Genomic DNA, 14,107 nt, shown 5'->3' on the forward strand with positions numbered 1-14,107 from the left:
CTCCTATGGGCGCTGTGATTCGATAAATTTAGCAAGGCTGGCCACACTGTAAAAATGTGCTTTAGTGCTATCCGAGTTGGCTTCGATTTTGACATCAAACTTTTTCTTGATGGCTAACCCTAACTCGAGGGCGTCGATAGAATCGAGTCCGAGTCCGTCACCAAATAGGGGGGCATCGGTTTCAATATCATCAATACTGACATCTTCTAGGTCGAGGCAGTCGATAATTAACTGTTTAATTTCGTTGTGTAAAGTCATAATTATTTTCGAGTTGTTGTTGATAATATTGTTCAAGGTCCCGAGTTAATTGTCGGGCCATTTTCGCATGCTCACCCAAAGGGGCTTGATAGGCTTGGTGAGGAATTGGATTGCCGATTTCGACGGCCATTCCCATGGTTTGCCTTGGGATCTCATACCAAGGCTGTTCCTTTGTCAAACCTCGTACATTGGTGCGCAAAACCACAGGTAAAATATCGGCTTGGGTACGAATGGCAATATTGGCGGCGCCCCGGGCAAACTCATTGATTATTGAGCCAAATACTGTGCGCGTACCTTCAGGGAAGATAATTAAATTAGTGCCTCTGGCGAGCACTTCGCTGCAATCTTCGAGCATCAACTCTGCGCCGCGATTCGGGATATAACCTGCGCAGGAAACCACACCACGTAAAAACGGATTACGCCAAAGGCCTTGTTTAACGATACAACCCGCATTGGGCATGAGACTGATCAACACCACCACATCGACGAGACTCGGGTGATTGGCTATGACGATCACCCCTTTGGCGCTATGTAACTGCTCGGCATTGTGGGTGCTAACGTTGATCACCCCAGCCCACGTCAACATAGCGACAAAGCCTTTAAACATAGTGTGCACGGCTTTTTGCACGCGGATAATCCTCGCCTCAGGTGTGCCGGGCCAAAAACGCAGTAACGGCAATATAGTGAGCGAACTTAACAGTCCACCTAAACCAAAGGCAATATAGCAACTGACGCCACCGAGCCAACGGGGAATATAGTTGATTCCCGTGCGGCGTTTTTCGGGCAGCGTATAAGCGACATTGAACTGTGCACCCTGTGGAGCGGGATTAGCCATGTTCTACGCTCCAGTGCCAATGGGATAAACAGCCAGCAATGTTTTGTGAGGTCGCTAGAGCATGGATCAACATGCCGTAGGACAGCGCAGGAGTAACTTGTTGCTGTGCTTGAGTCAGTTGGCTTAGCGTGAGCTTTACGGACGAGCGATGACAAGCGGGCGCGAGGGTAAAACCTAAGGCTAAGGGGAGTTCATACTCTTGGGTAAACTCATCGTATACCGGCGGCACAGGATCATCGCCAAAGATCAGTAATAACGGCTCTGCTGATTGATGTAGCTGGGCGAAAGCTTCCACCATGGCTTGGGAAAGGGTTTCAGTGCCTGCGGCAATTGAGGTCGAAGGAGCGGTGTTATTGTGTAAAATGCCAAAAATACCACTGCCAGTGTTATGCACGGATTGACTAAAACCCAAGGGAGAAAGCGGTTGCTTAGCGATAATATCTTCGAGTAAGCCAATAGTGCGATGCAGTTCGCCGTGGCGGGAAGCAAATATCGAACGGCAGTTTGGTGGCGTATCACATTGAAAACTGACATCCAGCATCATTTTTGTTAAACGGCTAAAGCGTCTACGCTGCATGGCTGGCACTTGGGGAAGTGCCGGAGATATGCTGTCAGTGGGTGAAGCCTCTTTGGTCGTTTCAGCCGAGTGCTTGCACCAAGTTTGCCAGTCATCATGCTGCTGATAGTTTGGAGCCCACGCCCCCCAAGAGAGGATGCTGAATCTGAGTTGCACTACTTTGCCTCGACACTATTTAAAGCTGTCTTAGTTATCCCTAACTAAGCGAAAACATTAATGAATTGACTGGCTTATCGCTGTTTGCTCGTTGGATGAACGAACACAATTCCCCCATTTATTGAACGGCACATTCTACACTAAGTCCTTAGTTTTAATGAAGTCATTTGCATATGCAAGGTTAATAAAATGCAATGAAATTTCGCTTTGTCACTGTTGGCTAACATAGTTTTCAGAACGGGATAAAGACAGGGAGTGTAGACTAAGTGGCTTAACCTCAGTTGAACAGGCTCTGATATCAATAGTAAACAGACGCTCGAGGCGCCTGTTTATTATTAATAATGCCACTATTGATTGAATATCAATCTATTGTGCGAGTTGGCTTTCCATTTTACGCAGTGCAGTTTTCACTTTACGAGTGTTCTCTGGTCCCATACGAACAAGCAGTTTTTGGGCACTGGGTAAGGCTTCCAAATTGGGATCAACGAAGCGATAGTTGACGCTAATTGAACTCAGCTCAATGGGCTCTTCAATAATTGGCGCTGCGAGCATTACCTTAATTGCTTGTAGCATTCTGTCATTGAATTTGGCATTGCTATAACCCAGTTCAGCGAAGGCTTCATCAAATAGCGGAGTGAGTTGCTTGTAGGTGTGCATTAAGCTTTGCTCATCCATATTGGCAATGACGGTCGCGTAGGCATCGTATCTGTGGTAACTCTCTGGATTTAAATACACTTTGTTAGTGATTTCCGCCACGGTAAAGAGTTTTTCAGGGCCCTTAATTGGGCTGACTTTGCGGGTCAATTCGCCCTGCGCCAAGTTATCCACGAAGACTACAAACTGACGGATCAAATCTTGTGTGACTAAGGATGAACCTACGACATTATTACTGATAAGTGCCAGTGCTTTTTGATGCACAAAAGCATCACTCTCAGGCAAGTTTGGCACCGTTTCTACGGGCGCTTGAGGCTCAACGGTGGTGGTTGAGTCAGTTTCCGTCGTGGTCGTTTGTGGTGTTACGTTTTCCACTGGAGTGGTTTCAGGCTCCGGGTTTGTTTCCAGAGTAAGTGGTTCTGACGATGGTGGCTCTGGTAGTACTATCGGTGCATTAGGAATGAGTTTGGGTGAGTCATCTTTACTATAGTAGTAATAACCTGCCGCAGAGAGCAGGATGACGAGCACAATCGCAATCAATGCAAAGCGATTACTGCTAGACGAGGTCTCTTGAGGTGTAATTCTATCATCTTGATTAACTTGCATTTTACATCCTTCGCTTCAGTGTCAAGGTAATGTGGTGAATATCATGCAGCTAACATTAAAGTGCAAGTGCCGCCTTTTAGGTTGCAAGTTCATTTTGCAAGTTTACACGCGCTTGTCCATAGCGGTTAGCTGAACAGGTTGAATTTATTTTACCTTGAAGGGGTTAGCTTAAGGTTTACGCTTGAACATATTGTTGCCTATGCCCAAGCCAACGATGAATAATGGCATCAACCGCATCGGGTGCTTGCGACATCACATGATTCGCAAGCTTTTGGATATGCGGTATAAGCGCTTGATCTCTAACTAAATCAGCTATCTTTAGTTCGGCTAGGCCAGTCTGTTTAGTGCCTAACACTTCACCGGGACCACGTATCTCTAAGTCTTTCTGTGCGATAACAAAACCATCATTACTCTGCCGCAGGACATTCAACCGCTGACTTGCGGTTTGACTCAGTGGCGCCTTGTAGAGTAACACACAATGACTGGCTACGGCACCGCGCCCTACTCGTCCTCGCAGTTGATGCAACTGTGCAAGTCCCAATCGTTCGGGGTTTTCGATTATCATCAGGCTAGAGTTAGGGACATCGACGCCGACCTCAATTACCGTTGTTGCCACCAATAAGTTGATGGTTCCCGCTTTAAAGTCCGCCATAATTTGTTGCTTTTCAGCACCTTTCATCCTGCCGTGGACTAAACCTATGGTCAGCTCCGGCAGCGATAGTCGTAATTCTTCGGCAGTATCTTCGGCGGCTTGGCACTCGAGGACTTCGGATTCTTCAATCAAGGTACAGACCCAATAGGCTTGGCGCTTGTCCGTGATCACGCTGTTGCGGACGCGCTCGAGTACTTCATTACGGCGCGAATCGGGTATGGCGACTGTGGTGACGGGTGTGCGCCCTGGGGGTAACTCATCGATAATCGAGGTGTCGAGATCGGCGTAGGCCGTCATGGCTAACGTCCGTGGGATCGGGGTTGCCGTCATAATCAACTGATGGGGATGAAACCCTTGATTGATACCTTTTTCCCTGAGTCCCATCCGCTGGTGGACACCAAATCGGTGCTGCTCGTCGATGATAATTAAGGCGAGCCTATGGAAGATAACCTGTTGCTGAAAAATGGCGTGGGTGCCGATCACCATTTGTGCCGCGCCAGATTCAATATCCGCTAAAGATTGCGCCCGAGCTTTACCTTTAAGCTTACCCGCAAGCCAACCGACTTTTAATCCAAGAGGTTCAAACCACGCGGCAAAGTTAGCTGCATGCTGCTCGGCGAGTAATTCGGTGGGCGCCATCATGGCGACTTGATAGCCGTTTTCAATCGCTTGAAGGGCGGCGAGGGCGGCGACTAAGGTTTTGCCTGAGCCGACATCCCCTTGCACTAAGCGCATCATGGGGTGCGGTTGTGCTAAATCTTTACCTATCTCGGCAACGACACGTTGCTGCGCGCCTGTGGGTTTAAAGGGCAGTGAGGCGAGAAAAGGCTTTAGTAATTGCCCCGTGGCATGCATGGTTACGGCGGCGTCGAGATTGCTGCGTTGTCTAAGGCGCAGCATGCTCAGGTTGTGGGCGAGTAATTCTTCCTGCACCAGTCGCTGCTGCGCGGGGTGTTGACCAAGCTCTAAATCAAATTGTGAAATCCCCGCATGGGGGCGATGCAGGGTTTGCAGCGCCTGTTTTAGGCTCATGTTGTTTGGCTGCAAATGGGCGGGTAATAACTCGGTCAAGCCGCCATCTTCTAATAATTCAAGTGCCTGTTCGGTGAGCTTAATCCAACTCGCCTGTTTTAAGCCCTCGGTGGTGGGATAAATCGGCGTAAGTGTATCGCTTAGGTGAATATCCTCACCCGGATAGACGATTTTATATTCGGGGTGCACGATTTCCGCTTGATGACTTCCGCGACGAATTTCGCCATAGGCACGGATCATTAATCCATTTTGCATCGCATTGCGCTGCGCCATTGAAAAGTTAAAAAAGCGTAGGCTCATGCTGCCAGTATCGTCACGCACATTGCAGACGAGCATGCGTTTACGGCCTTGAAGGATTTGAGTCGACTGGATTTCGGCCTCAATGGTGCCGTAATTTCCGGGCATGAGTGCGGCGATGGGATAGATTTGAGTGCGGTCTTCGTAGCGCAGGGGCAAGTGAAACAGCAGATCTTGTACTGTTGTGATGCCGAGTTTGGCGAGTTTTTCCGCGACTCTTTTGGCGACGCCCTTGAGTTCGGTGATCGGAACAAGATCCAATTGCTGCAAGTCGTTAGCACTCAATCACTGTTAATTTATACATATACTAACAGAGAATAAACGTAAGGCAATCTTGGGGGATAGACTGTGGTTAAGTGCGCTATGTAAAGAGGCTGAATGAGCAATATTGGAATTAAAAATAGCCTCTTATCTTATACGTCGAGTTATCTTATTAATATTAAATGAATATTCTATAATTTCGAGCCTAAAACAGGAGCAAAAATTAATATTCTTTATTATAAAGTACACTTTTTGTTATTTTGTGGTTTAATCGAAGTGTTGGTTGCCATTGAGTTGTTTTGGTAATTATGCGGTAACAAGGTTGTGAATCGATAATAATAAAGTGACCTCTGTGATGGATCACATGCGGGGAAACACGGTCGAGGAGTACTCGCCTTTGCATCTATTATGTTTACGTTGTTTATGGATAGGCATACTGTGTTTTGCTTTGCCTGCGTGGGCTAAATTGGATGTGGTTTTTTTTAATCCAGGCGCGGTTACGGATAGCTTTTGGGGTGATGTCGATAAATTAATGCAGGTGGCTTCATCAAAGCTTGATATTAATTTGCAAATCATACATTCAGATCGCAATCACTTTAAAATGATTGCTCAATTAGAAACGTTATTAAAATCTCACCCATCACTTCCTACTCATATTATTTTAGTGAATGAGAAGCAGTCTGCGATAAAAATGTTGCAGATCCTTTATCAATATCCAATATATGTTCAATTGATTTTAAATGATATTTCTGTCGCCGAGCGAGAACACTTATTGGCAGATCCACATTGGCAAACTTATTTATTACCAGCGATTATCCCAGATAACTATGCTATTGGTGCTGATACCGCTAAAAATTTGCTAAGTCGTTTAGAAAATAAAAAGGCTAAGGTTTTATTAATCTCGGGCGATAAATCTACGCCCGCATCAGTGTTAAGAACTCAAGGCGCTAATGATTATTTCTTTATGCAACCCAATGTTATTGTTACTCAAACGGTATATGGTCAATGGCGTGAAGATATTGCTTATGATCAAACATTAACCTTGCTCAGCCGTTATCCGGATTTAACCTTAATCTGGACGGCGAACGATAAAATGGCTATCGGAGTGGTAAAAGCACTCCGCGAAAAGGGCCTTGAACCTGGACGTGATGTACTGGTCAGTTCGATTAATACTTCCCCTGAGATTTTGTCGCTCTGCCAAGAACGTAAAGTGAGTGCTCTGGGAGGTGGGCATTTTTTAGCGGGTGCTTTAGGGTTAATTCAGCTCAAACAATACCAAGAGACCCAACGTTATTCCTCCTATGAGGAGATAGAACTCTTTAGGGTACTTAATCCCGATTCAGCTTTTTATCAGAAGTTAGTTGCAAGGGATTGGGCTGGGATTTTTAAGACACAAATAGTGGATAAGTTATCAAAACAGTAATTAATAGGTATTCATGAAGCATCGTAATCATTCCATCAGTCATAGAATGACGCTCACTATTATTGGGGTGAGCTCATTTTTTGCTGTCCTGACCATGCTGGTGCAGTTAGTCTGGAATTATCAAGAAAGCATTGATAATACAACTGCCGATATTCGTGAATATTCCGAATCGATCTTACCCACTATTGCTAAGTCACTTTGGGATGTGGACCATGGTCTGTTATCTGATTTGCTTTCAGGCTTGGGCATGATGCCGATGGTGTCGAGTGTCAATTTAGAGAGTATCGATGGCGTAGCCATGCAGTTGGGCAAGGCGATTCACGCTAAGGATTACCGACAAACCCTGTTTCGTTACCCGATTATGTATCAGGAACAACAGATTGGTATGCTGACTGTCGGGCTGGATACGGACAAACTCTATTACGAATTATGGCAACAATTGATCATTATTGTCTTAGGCAATGGCCTTAAAACCTTACTGATGATTTATCTTATCCTTACGCTGGTGCGTTTATTGGTGACCAATCGTTTATCGGAATTGGAGCGGTTTGCTAACCAGATAAATCTGAATGCATTACCTAAGTTAACCGTACCCGATAGTGTGGTGAGAAATCCTGATGAAATTGGTCATGTTGCTCAATCGCTTCAGGCTATGTATCAAAGAATTCGCAACGATCTCGCGGTTAATAAACGCCAAAAGCGTGCATTGCAGCAACAGCAAAGTCAGTTAGCACGTTTAGTTGATGAGCGGACTCAAGCGCTCAATTGGCAGTCCCAAGCTAGCCAACTGTTAGCTGAAATATCATTGCAATTTTTAACAGTGGAGACCCTTAATTTAGACAACAACCTCACTGAGGTTTGCCGTAAAATCGGGCTATTATTTGATGTCGAAAGGGTAAGCCTAATAGAGTTTAGCCAACGACAGGTAAATTACCGTTGCGTTTGGTCTAGTGAATCTAATGTATCTGAAATTATTAGTATTTCTGCGGATGTTGTTACTTTGCTGGCACAAAAATTTGAGCAGGAATCGACATTAGTTATCGAGAATGTCGACTCATTGAAGCAAACATCGCCTGAAGAATACGGGTTACTTCGAGGTATTGGTATTTGCTCTATTGCCGCATTTGCCATGAAAAATGCCGATGAAATTGTCGGGCTATTATCGCTCTCAATGGTTTCTCGACCACTAAATTGGACTAAACAAAAAAAAGTGATGTTGACTCAGTTTTCCGCAGCGCTGAACGAGTTATTGCTGCGTGAAGAAAAAGAGCGACAGATGCTTAACTTACAGCAAGCACTGGTAACGGTGAATACGCAACTCAGAGTTATGGCTGAAACCGATGAGTTAACTGGGCTGAGCAATCGACGCCCCTTTACACAAACACTCGACACATTACTCCATGGCAACACAGCAGTCGGTGTGTTGATGTTGGATATTGATTATTTTAAGAGTTACAACGACAACTACGGGCATATTGAAGGCGATGCTGTACTTAGGCGAGTGGCTCAGGATTTAAAAGGCTGTGAAATTTTACCACCCAATGCGCTGCTGGCGCGCATTGGTGGCGAAGAGTTTGCAGTTGTTTTAGCGAAAATAACACCAATCCAATTGGAGGCCATTGCTACCCAACTGTGCAATCAAGTCGCTGCATTGAATATTCCGCACTTGGGTGCACCTACCGGTAAGATTACTCTTAGTATTGGTGGAGTGTATTTACCGCCGGATGCATTAAATGAACTCACCATTTCGAATGTATTACGCCGTGCCGATATCTGCCTTTATCGCGCTAAAGAGCGTGGTCGCAATACAGTGGTGATGGAGTCGCCTCAAACAGCGCTAGCTCATTCTTGAGCTTGTATTAGTCAAGCCTTGGTTCCGTCTGTGACCACAGATTTATTTCTATTTGGGGCCTGTTATAATTGCCGCCCTTTATTGTTTATCTGAAGGTTTTGGTGTGTCAAAACGGAGCAAAAATACGGTAAATTCGGTATCGATTTTTAATATTGATGATTTATCAACTTGGCAAAAATATCGCAAAGGCCTGTGTGATACCTGCCATGCAACCTGTTGTACTTTGCCCGTTGAAGTGACCGTAAGTGACTTAGTGCGCATGGGTTTGGTGGATGACTTTGAAGCTGAAGGCGATCTTAAGGCGATTGCCAAGCGCCTGCAAAAAGCGCGTATTATTGACAACTATAACCATAAAACGGCGATTTTTACCCTTGCCCGTATGGCGAATGATGATTGCCTATATCTAGATGGTAAAACTCGCCGCTGTACTATTTATCACCAACGCCCTGAAACCTGTCGTAACCACCCACAAATTGGCCCTAAAGCGAATTACTGCCCTTATCGTCCCCGTGAGTAAGTTTTTGAATATGAAATTGATAGAGGGTTTCGAGTTGATGATTCTCCTGCATCGTTTTTACCTGCCGATTAAACTCATGAGCAATCAGCTCCTTATGGGCTGAATGTTTAGAAATCAGCATGTAAAACGCTTCTTGCTGAGCATTAGGAGAGATCTTTGATGCTAGTGCTTGAGGGAGTTGTGTAGCATGCGCCAAAGCTAGCGTGCCCGCCAGTATTTCTTTGCGGGCGAGAAAGAACTTACATCTTTGTTTTAGTAGCATTTCCGGTAAATGTCCTAGGGAATGTATTTCGCTAAGCGGAGTCTCTTTACGCCAGCCAAAATTATCGTAGTTGAATCCTTTAATGCCGCAAACCTTGCCAAAGTGAGCTAATTGATTGATATCATCGATATGAAACAGCGGGTCCAATTCAGCTTTTAAATAAAAATAACTTGGAGTGAGGTAATAATAAGCGATAGATGGGATATAATCAGTCGCTCTTTGTCGGTTGAGCGATGCGCTCATCGCAGCATCTATGCTGCCATTTTGGACGTCTTTTAAACAGCGGAGCCAAGGCAAAGCCAGTACTTCATAATCAATTCCAATGGGCTTAAAGGTGCGCTCTAGCAGGTCAATGTCGTAGCCGCTAAGCGTGGAAGTCTTAATACCATCTTGTCGAACAAAGTAATTAAATGGTGGATATTCAGTCTCTTCGACACAAAAGCGTAACCTAAATGGGGAAAGCTCATCGGCGCCATAGGTAACAGGCGAGAGCAGAATCACGCATAGTAAAGCGATTAGCGGATATAATGAACGCATCATACTCTTTAAGCTCAATGGCGATTATTAAAGTGTAGCAAAGGGTTATTTGCTGTACTGGCTCTTTATCGCGACATTCCAACCCTGTATCTGGGTAATATTTAACTGGCACGCGAAAATCACTGCGCGGGTTGGTGCAAGTAAGTCAAGTGTGAAATAAAAGGTGTTACATGAGTCTCTTAGATAACGTGATGATTATATTGTGTTTAATTGGTGCAAGTTGTTTCTTTTCCATGTCGGAAATTGCTTTGGCCGCATCACGGAAAATCCGTTTACGTCAGTTAGCCGATGAGGGCGATGCCAGAGCTGAAAAAGTGCTGCATTTACAGTCGTATCCCGGCAGCTTTTTTACTGTGGTTCAAATAGGCTTGAATGCTGTTGCCATCATGGGTGGTATTGTGGGTGAATCAGCATTTCGCCCCTATTTTTATCAATTCCTTTCACCTTGGTTGGCCGATCCTTGGCTGAGTCAGGTGAGCTTTGTGATGTCATTTGTGCTTGTTACCAGTGCTTTTATTTTGGTCGCGGATTTAATGCCTAAGCGTATTGCGATGGCGATGCCAGAGCAGGTTGCTTTGGCCGTTGTTGGCCCGATGAGTTTTTGTATTACCGTGTTAAGACCATTAGTTTGGTTTTTTAATGGTATGGCCAGCGCGATTTTTAAGCTGCTACAAATTCCAACGGCTCGAAATGATGAAATCACCTCCGATGATATTTATGCGGTAATGAACGCTGGTGCTGAAGCGGGGGTGCTCGACAAGGGCGAGCAACAAATGATGGAAAATGTGTTTGAAATGCAGACCGTTTCAGTCACTTCTGCCATGACAGCTCGGGAGAGCTTAGTGTATTTCTTGCTGCAAGATAGCGAGGAGGATATCAAGCGTAAAATTGCTGAAGATCCCCATACTAAGTTTTTGGTCTGCGATGGCCAATTGGATATGGTCAAAGGTTTTGTTGACGCAAAGGAGCTGTTGATCCGTGTGATTAACGGCGAAAAAATTACCTTAAAAGACACCAGCCTTGTTCATACTTCGTTGATTATTCCTGACACTTTAAGTCTTTCTGAGGCGATGGAATACTTCAAAAATAGCCGCGCCGATTTCGCCGTGGTGATGAATGAATACGCCCTTGTGGTTGGGATTGTGACCACCAACGATTTACAACGTGCGGTGATGGGCGCTTGGTCGCTACACGAAAGCGAAGAGCAAATTATTGCCCGCGATGGTAATTCTTGGTTAGTGGATGGGGTGACGCCGATTACCGACGTCATGCGCGCCTTCGGTATTGAAGAGTTTCCCCACAGTCAAAACTACGAAACCATTGCCGGCTTTATGATGTACATGCTGCGTAAGATCCCCAAGCGTACCGACTTTGTTAACTATGCTGGTTATAAGTTTGAAGTGGTTGATATCGACGCCTACAAGGTCGACCAGCTGTTGGTGACGCGTATTGAAGCCAACGATAAATTACAGTCGCCAGATACCTAATCTTATCAACACCATAAAAAACGGGACTCAGTCCCGTTTTTTATATCGCCACTAAATTTAGATCGCTTCTAAAAAGGCATTCACTATCGGATCGTCCAAGCGTTTGACCTTGCAGCAGCAGCCCAGCTCAAAGGGGGCAATTTTGACAGGCGAAGGTAACAACTGAATACGATCCCGTACTGGACTGTTATTGATCACCACCTCAGGGCTAATGCTCACGCCACAGCCAAGTGCCACCATAGATGCTATGGCTTCCTGTCCCGACACTTGGGCATAAATATTCGGACTAATCCCCATCTGTTTGAACCAATTATCGGCTCGGCGCCGCCCTGGTCCATGGTCAGGAATGATAAAAGGCACTCGTGACCAGTCTATCTGAGCTTGGTTAATCTGTTGCTGCACCGCACAGCGCATAGTGGGAGCGATTAATGAAAGCGGCACATCATCAATCTTGGCAAAATGCAGTGTGGCAGGAAAAGGATCCGGCAGCGCGGCAATGGCAATATCGGCACGATTTTGTTGTACCTCGGCCAGTGCATTAGCCGCATCTCCCGTGGTAAGCGCAATTTCGACAAAGGGATGCTCTTGGCGAAAACGCTCCAATAATTGCGGCAAATGGCTGTAGGCGGCGGTGACTGAGCAATAGAGATTTAAGGTGCCGCGCAGTACATCCTGTTTAAGATCAATACTATGCCGCAGGTCGCGCCAATGGTGCAGCGTCTGCTCGGCGAACAATTTAAACTCACGTCCCGCATGGGTTAAGGTCACGCTGCGGTTATCCCGCTCAAACAGCTTTGCGTTCACTTCATCTTCGAGCCGCTGCAATGCGCGGCTTAAGGTCGAGGGACTGACATGCATCTGCTCCGCCGTCTTGGCAAAGTGCAAACTGTCACATAAGTGTAGGTACAATTTGAGGGTGCGTATGTCCATAACCTCGTCCTATTGGCCGCTTATCTGCGGTATTGAAACTGAAAATGACATTGCAAAAAACGCAATATGAGGTTTCGAATATATCATTTTAAGCAACGATAGCCATAGGTTATAGTGATTTCAATCACAACCAATCGTTAACAATAGGTTGATATTGGTTGAGTCCCCAATTCCCGACTGAAAGGTGGTATCTCAGATGGCTAACTATTTTAACTCTCTGAATTTGCGTCAACAATTAGCACAACTTGGCCAGTGCCGTTTTATGGACCGCTCTGAGTTTAGTGATGGCTGCAATTACATCAAAGATTGGAATATTGTGATTTTAGGCTGTGGTGCTCAGGGCCTTAACCAAGGTCTGAATATGCGTGACTCTGGGCTGAATATCGCTTACGCCCTGCGCCCTGAAGCCATTGCCCAAAAACGTGCCTCATGGCAAAAAGCCACAGACAACGGCTTTAAAGTTGGCACCTTTGAAGAGCTAATCCCGACCGCCGATTTAGTGCTGAACCTAACACCTGATAAGCAGCATTCCAATGTAGTGAGCGCAGTGATGCCGCTGATGAAGCAAGGCGCGACTCTGTCTTACTCCCATGGTTTCAATATCGTTGAAGAAGGCATGCAGATCCGCCCCGATATTACAGTGATCATGGTTGCGCCTAAGTGCCCAGGCACCGAAGTGCGTGAAGAATACAAACGCGGTTTTGGTGTGCCGACCTTGATTGCAGTGCACCCCGAAAACGACCCAAATGGGGATGGTTTAGACATCGCGAAAGCCTATGCGAGCGCCACAGGCGGCGACCGTGCTGGCGTGTTGCAATCCTCTTTTATCGCTGAAGTAAAATCGGATCTGATGGGTGAGCAAACGATCCTCTGCGGTATGTTGCAGACGGGTGCCATCCTCGGTTATGAAAAAATGGTGGCCGATGGTGTTGAGCCTGGCTATGCAGCTAAGTTAATCCAACAAGGTTGGGAAACCGTGACCGAGGCGCTTAAGCACGGCGGTATCACCAACATGATGGACAGACTGTCTAACCCTGCCAAGATTAAAGCGTTTGAAATTGCAGAAGATTTAAAAGAAATCCTGCAACCATTATTTGAAAAGCACATGGATGACATCATCAGCGGTGAGTTCTCTCGCACTATGATGCAAGACTGGGCTAACGATGATGCGAACCTGCTGCGTTGGCGCGCCGAAACAGCCGAAACGGGCTTCGAAAATTCGCCTGTTTCGAGCGAACATATCGACGAGCAAACTTATTTCGATAAGGGTATTTTCTTGGTTGCGATGATCAAAGCGGGTGTGGAACTGGCGTTCGACACTATGGTGTCTGCGGGGATTGTTGAAGAGTCGGCTTACTATGAGTCACTGCATGAAACACCGCTGATCGCTAACACCATTGCCCGCAAACGTCTGTATGAGATGAACGTGGTGATCTCGGATACCGCAGAATACGGTTGTTATCTGTTCAACCATGCCGCCGTGCCACTGCTGCGTGACTATGTGAATGCCATGTCACCAGAGTATTTAGGTGCGGGTCTGAAGGACAGTTCTAATAGTGTTGATAATCTGCAATTAATCGCGATTAACGATGCGATTCGCCACACAGCTGTGGAATATATCGGTGCCGAGCTTCGCGGCTATATGACTGATATGAAAAGTATTGTTGGAGCTTAATGGATAAAAGCCTAGCCTCTAAGGATGTGAGGCTTGGCGTGACAAATTGATTCCTGCTTCGTTGGTTGTCGAGCGGGCAAAACTGACATGGGTTAG

12 protein-coding genes are annotated in these 14,107 nt (G+C 45.9%); 5 read left to right on the top strand and 7 right to left on the bottom strand.

The window, feature by feature from the left end:
• Nucleotides 1–3 precede the first annotated feature (3 nt).
• The 5 genes from JM642_RS01860 to recG form a co-directional block, all read right to left on the bottom strand.
• A complete protein-coding gene (locus JM642_RS01860) occupies nt 4–258 on the bottom strand; it encodes a phosphopantetheine-binding protein (protein WP_011074022.1) in 255 nt (84 codons plus the stop codon).
• Complete coding sequence (locus JM642_RS01865; protein WP_047533957.1) at nt 236–1,093, bottom strand: lysophospholipid acyltransferase family protein; 858 nt, start codon at nt 1,091–1,093, stop codon at nt 236–238. Before JM642_RS01865 ends, JM642_RS01860 begins: the two co-directional genes overlap by 23 nt.
• A complete protein-coding gene (locus JM642_RS01870) occupies nt 1,086–1,826 on the bottom strand; it encodes a beta-ketoacyl synthase chain length factor (protein WP_037427685.1) in 741 nt (246 codons plus the stop codon). The genes JM642_RS01865 and JM642_RS01870 overlap by 8 nt, the downstream gene beginning before the upstream one ends.
• Before the next feature lie 366 nt (nt 1,827–2,192).
• Nucleotides 2,193–3,086: a DUF3014 domain-containing protein gene (locus JM642_RS01875; RefSeq protein ID WP_037427687.1), complete on the bottom strand. Its 894-nt coding sequence runs from the start codon at nt 3,084–3,086 to the stop codon at nt 2,193–2,195.
• Nucleotides 3,087–3,261: 175 nt separating this feature from the next.
• Nucleotides 3,262–5,337: an ATP-dependent DNA helicase RecG gene (gene recG / locus JM642_RS01880; protein ID WP_055647384.1), complete on the bottom strand. Its 2,076-nt coding sequence runs from the start codon at nt 5,335–5,337 to the stop codon at nt 3,262–3,264.
• A gap of 355 nt (nt 5,338–5,692) precedes the next feature.
• Between recG and JM642_RS01885 the strand changes: the two genes are divergently transcribed.
• From JM642_RS01885 to JM642_RS01895, 3 genes are all read left to right on the top strand, one after another.
• Nucleotides 5,693–6,751 carry an ABC transporter substrate-binding protein gene (locus JM642_RS01885; protein ID WP_203432578.1) on the top strand — a complete coding sequence of 353 codons (1,059 nt, stop codon included), beginning with the start codon at nt 5,693–5,695 and terminating at the stop codon, nt 6,749–6,751.
• Between the two features lie 13 nt (nt 6,752–6,764).
• Entirely contained in the window at nt 6,765–8,603 is a 1,839-nt protein-coding gene (locus tag JM642_RS01890) for a GGDEF domain-containing protein (RefSeq protein ID WP_239000479.1), read from the top strand.
• 103 nt (nt 8,604–8,706) lie between these two features.
• Nucleotides 8,707–9,120 carry a YkgJ family cysteine cluster protein gene (locus JM642_RS01895; RefSeq protein WP_037423422.1) on the top strand — a complete coding sequence of 138 codons (414 nt, stop codon included), beginning with the start codon at nt 8,707–8,709 and terminating at the stop codon, nt 9,118–9,120.
• Here the strand turns inward: JM642_RS01895 and JM642_RS01900 are convergent.
• Nucleotides 9,083–9,922 (bottom strand): transporter substrate-binding domain-containing protein, encoded by an 840-nt coding sequence (locus JM642_RS01900; RefSeq protein ID WP_203432579.1) that lies wholly within the window; start codon nt 9,920–9,922, stop codon nt 9,083–9,085. The genes JM642_RS01895 and JM642_RS01900 overlap by 38 nt on opposite strands.
• Nucleotides 9,923–10,089: 167 nt before the next feature.
• Between JM642_RS01900 and JM642_RS01905 the strand changes: the two genes are divergently transcribed.
• Nucleotides 10,090–11,406: a hemolysin family protein gene (locus JM642_RS01905; RefSeq protein WP_037423329.1), complete on the top strand. Its 1,317-nt coding sequence runs from the start codon at nt 10,090–10,092 to the stop codon at nt 11,404–11,406.
• A 57-nt stretch (nt 11,407–11,463) separates the two neighbouring features.
• Here the strand turns inward: JM642_RS01905 and ilvY are convergent, their stop codons facing one another.
• Entirely contained in the window at nt 11,464–12,336 is an 873-nt protein-coding gene (ilvY, locus tag JM642_RS01910; protein ID WP_037423332.1) for an HTH-type transcriptional activator IlvY, read from the bottom strand.
• Between the two features lie 196 nt (nt 12,337–12,532).
• Between ilvY and ilvC the strand changes: the two genes are divergently transcribed.
• Entirely contained in the window at nt 12,533–14,011 is a 1,479-nt protein-coding gene (gene ilvC / locus JM642_RS01915) for a ketol-acid reductoisomerase (protein WP_203432580.1), read from the top strand.
• The last annotated feature ends 96 nt before the right edge of the window (nt 14,012–14,107 follow it).

It is taken from the genome of Shewanella sp. LZH-2 (assembly GCF_016859145.1).
Taxonomy (GTDB): domain Bacteria; phylum Pseudomonadota; class Gammaproteobacteria; order Enterobacterales; family Shewanellaceae; genus Shewanella; species Shewanella xiamenensis.

What these genes read in the sequence shown, in the direction of transcription:
- JM642_RS01860 (WP_011074022.1), bottom strand. Translation starts at nt 258, where the DNA reads ATGACTTTACACAACGAAATTAAACAGTTAATTATCGACTGCCTCGAC.
- JM642_RS01865 (WP_047533957.1), bottom strand. Translation starts at nt 1,093, where the DNA reads ATGGCTAATCCCGCTCCACAGGGTGCACAGTTCAATGTCGCTTATACG.
- JM642_RS01875 (WP_037427687.1), bottom strand. Translation starts at nt 3,086, where the DNA reads ATGCAAGTTAATCAAGATGATAGAATTACACCTCAAGAGACCTCGTCT.
- JM642_RS01885 (WP_203432578.1), top strand. Translation starts at nt 5,693, where the DNA reads ATGCGGGGAAACACGGTCGAGGAGTACTCGCCTTTGCATCTATTATGT.
- JM642_RS01890 (WP_239000479.1), top strand. Translation starts at nt 6,765, where the DNA reads ATGAAGCATCGTAATCATTCCATCAGTCATAGAATGACGCTCACTATT.
- JM642_RS01900 (WP_203432579.1), bottom strand. Translation starts at nt 9,922, where the DNA reads ATGATGCGTTCATTATATCCGCTAATCGCTTTACTATGCGTGATTCTG.
- JM642_RS01905 (WP_037423329.1), top strand. Translation starts at nt 10,090, where the DNA reads ATGAGTCTCTTAGATAACGTGATGATTATATTGTGTTTAATTGGTGCA.
- ilvY (WP_037423332.1), bottom strand. Translation starts at nt 12,336, where the DNA reads ATGGACATACGCACCCTCAAATTGTACCTACACTTATGTGACAGTTTG.
- ilvC (WP_203432580.1), top strand. Translation starts at nt 12,533, where the DNA reads ATGGCTAACTATTTTAACTCTCTGAATTTGCGTCAACAATTAGCACAA.